General features: G+C 64.6%; 4 protein-coding genes. 3 read left to right on the forward strand and 1 reads right to left on the reverse strand.

Annotation, left to right across the window (positions count from 1 at the left end):
* The coding region (locus JO059_RS18950; protein ID WP_293321503.1) for a DUF222 domain-containing protein at nucleotides 1-784 on the reverse strand (784 nt) is incomplete at its 3' end.
* Nucleotides 785-894: 110 nt separating this feature from the next.
* Here JO059_RS18950 and JO059_RS18955 point away from each other — a divergent pair.
* The 3 genes from JO059_RS18955 to JO059_RS18965 all read left to right on the forward strand — a co-directional run.
* The gene (locus JO059_RS18955) at nucleotides 895-1,095 is read left to right on the forward strand and encodes a hypothetical protein (RefSeq protein ID WP_293321505.1); all 201 of its coding nucleotides are present in this window, start codon (nucleotides 895-897) and stop codon (nucleotides 1,093-1,095) included.
* A 552-nt stretch (nucleotides 1,096-1,647) separates the two neighbouring features.
* On the forward strand, nucleotides 1,648-1,914 hold the full coding sequence (locus tag JO059_RS18960; RefSeq protein ID WP_293321507.1) for an acyl carrier protein: 267 nt from the start codon (nucleotides 1,648-1,650) through the stop codon (nucleotides 1,912-1,914).
* Nucleotides 1,911-2,750, forward strand: an 840-nt coding sequence (locus JO059_RS18965) for an AMP-binding protein (protein WP_293321509.1), incomplete at its 3' end; no start/stop codon positions are given. The genes JO059_RS18960 and JO059_RS18965, both read left to right, overlap by 4 nt.

Consider the following 2,750-nt stretch of genomic DNA (forward strand, 5'->3'; position numbering starts at 1 on the left):
GGGCTGCCGTTCGGTGATCGCGCCGCACCGCGTCCGGGTCGGGTTCGGCATCGACGACCGGGGTGTCGTCCACTGGGTTGGCCGCTCCGGGGGCGGCCAGCTTGGCCAACATGGCCTCGAGGGCGGCCCGCAACTCCGGGGTCAGCAGGCCGCTTAGGCGCGACATGCCGTCGAAGTCCTGCTTGCCCAACACGAGGCCGCGTTTGCGGGCCCGCTCAGCGTCGCTGAATTCGCCATCGGGATTGAGCCAGTCCATGATCCGCTTGGCGTATTGGGCCAACTCGTCGGGGCGATACTGGCTGGCCTTGCCGGCCAGATCGGCTTCGGCGGCTTCCCGGGTGGACAGGTCGACCTCGGCGGGCAGGTGGGCGAAAAAGCTGCGGATCAGCTTCACGTGGGTATCACCGATCAACCCCTCACTTTGGGCGGCGGCGGTCGCGCTCAGTCGGGGTGTCAGCGCCTCCCCGGTCAGCGCCCGGCGTTCCCCCAAATCCTCGGCCTCCTGGATACGCCGGGCCGCCTCGGCGTTGGTGATGTGCAACCGGTCCGCCAGCGCGCAGCGCAGCGTGCCGCCCAGTTCTTCCTCGCCGGCCTGCGCGCCGAGTTGATTGATCAGCGTGTGCTGCGGGGCGCGTATCCGGCGCGCCGTGCCTTCCAAGCGCTCCAACGCCCGCAACCGCTCCGGGGTGGTGAACACGTCAAAACACAAATCGCACAACCGCTTCAGGTCCGCATCGAGCGCGTCGAGAACCTCGACGATCTCCTCACGACTGCTCGAACCCATACCCCAAACCGTAGAAACACCCACCGACAAAAACCGTCGATTTGTGGCCACTGAAACCAAAGTGGCACAAGGGATTACGAAAACCCATCGGTCCGATGCAAGGGCCTGCGGTGATTTCGCAATTGCTGGGCGGGAACGCCGCGGCGGGGCGGAACCGACGCCATCACACCGACTTTCGCGGCGGTGCTGACGTGGTCCTGGTGACCAGTGCGGGGCCGGTGGCATCCCCCAACGCCGAGCTCGTCGACGAAGGCGCCGACGTGCTGACCGCCAGCCCGTCGTGGGGCGGCGAGGCTCCGTCGTCAATTTGAAGGGCGCACCGACCTGCGGTTTCCGCACGGGTGTGCGAAGGTTAGCAACATGAAGACGACAGTATTGCTGTCCACCATCTGTGCCGCAGCGGCAGCCTTGGCCGCCGGTGTCATGTGGACCGCCCCATCGGCCTCGGCTGATAGCCCGTACTGCAATTCGCTTCCCCCCAGGGACGCTCGTGAGTGCAACTGCGGATTCGACTTCGCCCCAGGTAGTCAGGAACTTCATGACTGCCTATATGGAAATCCGGTCCCGGCACCCAAACCCTAAAGAGATCACGAGCATCCGATCGGCCCGGTAGGCGACCCAACCTTCGTCGCTCAAGGTTTCCTCAAGCAGAGCATCCAGGATGCCGTTGCCAGGGATTGAGCACATGATCGGTTCTTCCGGCTAGCCGGTAGAACGCGCTGCTGCTAGCGGTAACGGGATGCCGTGCCTTTCAGCCTATTCCGCCGACGCGTTCGGGTCACCGTAAGGTTGGTGCTAACCAGTAGTGACGATTCGCGTTGGCAGGAGCGCTTTTCCGCGCCGCCCGCACAATACTTCTGTGCATGACCGTCCCAGCACAACAGCCGCAAATCCTGGAGCTTGTCACCCAGGAGATCATCGACCTCGTCTCGATCGAGGCCCCGGGAGTGGACCTGACCGCCGATTCCGATTTGCAGGACGCGGGTCTTGACTCCCTCAAGTTCATGTCGGTCGTCTTCACGATCGAGACGCACTACGACATCGAACTGCAAGAGGAGGACGCCGACGATGTCCGTACGGTCGGCGATCTGGCCAACCTTGTGGTCGAGCGCATTGAGGAGCAGTCATGAAAGGCGCCCCCGCAATCCGTCCCAAGCACACCACCCTGATCGAAATGCTCGACGCGGCAGCGCAGTCCGAGCTCGGCCTGGTGTTCGTCGATAAAAAGGAGCAGGACCACGAGGTGCCCTTCGCCCGCATCCGCGAGCAAGCGCTGTCCGTGGCCGCAGACCTGGTTAGCCGCGGGGTGCGCAAGGGGGACCGCGTCGCCCTGGTACTTCCGACGTGCCCGGAGTTCGTGGAATGTTTCTTCGGCGTGCTGTGCGCCGGCGCGATCCCGGTCCCGCTATATCCGCCGTTGCGGCTGGGAAAGCTCGACGAGTTCCACCGCCGGACCACGGCCATGCTGACCGCGGTGGACGCCGTCATGGTGGTGACCGACGAGCGCATTCGCCGTTTTCTTGGTGTGGCAGTTGCCAACTCGGCGCCCCGGCTCGGCTGTGTGACGGCGTCCAGCCTGGCCGGCCCGGTGTCCGACGCCGTCGAGGTCGCCGGTGACGACATTGCGGTGATCCAATTTTCGTCGGGCACCACGAACGATCCCAAGCCGGTGGCATTGACCCACGCCAATCTGTTGTCGAATCTCGCGAGCCTCGAGCAGTACATCACCAAAGACGGGGCCCCGTATCCCATCGGTGTCACCTGGCTGCCGCTCTACCACGACATGGGGTTGATCGGAAACCTGCTGAGCGCCTTCTACGTTCCGGGAAGGCTCGTGCTGCTTCCCCCTGAGTTGTTCGTCGCGAACCCGGGCGCGTGGCTGCGGGCCATCTCGCGGCACCGCGGGACCATCACGGCCGCACCCAGCTTCGCATTCGGTCTGTGTCTCAAGCGGATTCGGGACGAA

Origin of the sequence: Mycobacterium sp. (genome assembly GCF_019247615.1) — a bacterium.
In the GTDB taxonomy this organism is placed as follows: Bacteria; Actinomycetota; Actinomycetes; order Mycobacteriales; family Mycobacteriaceae; genus Mycobacterium.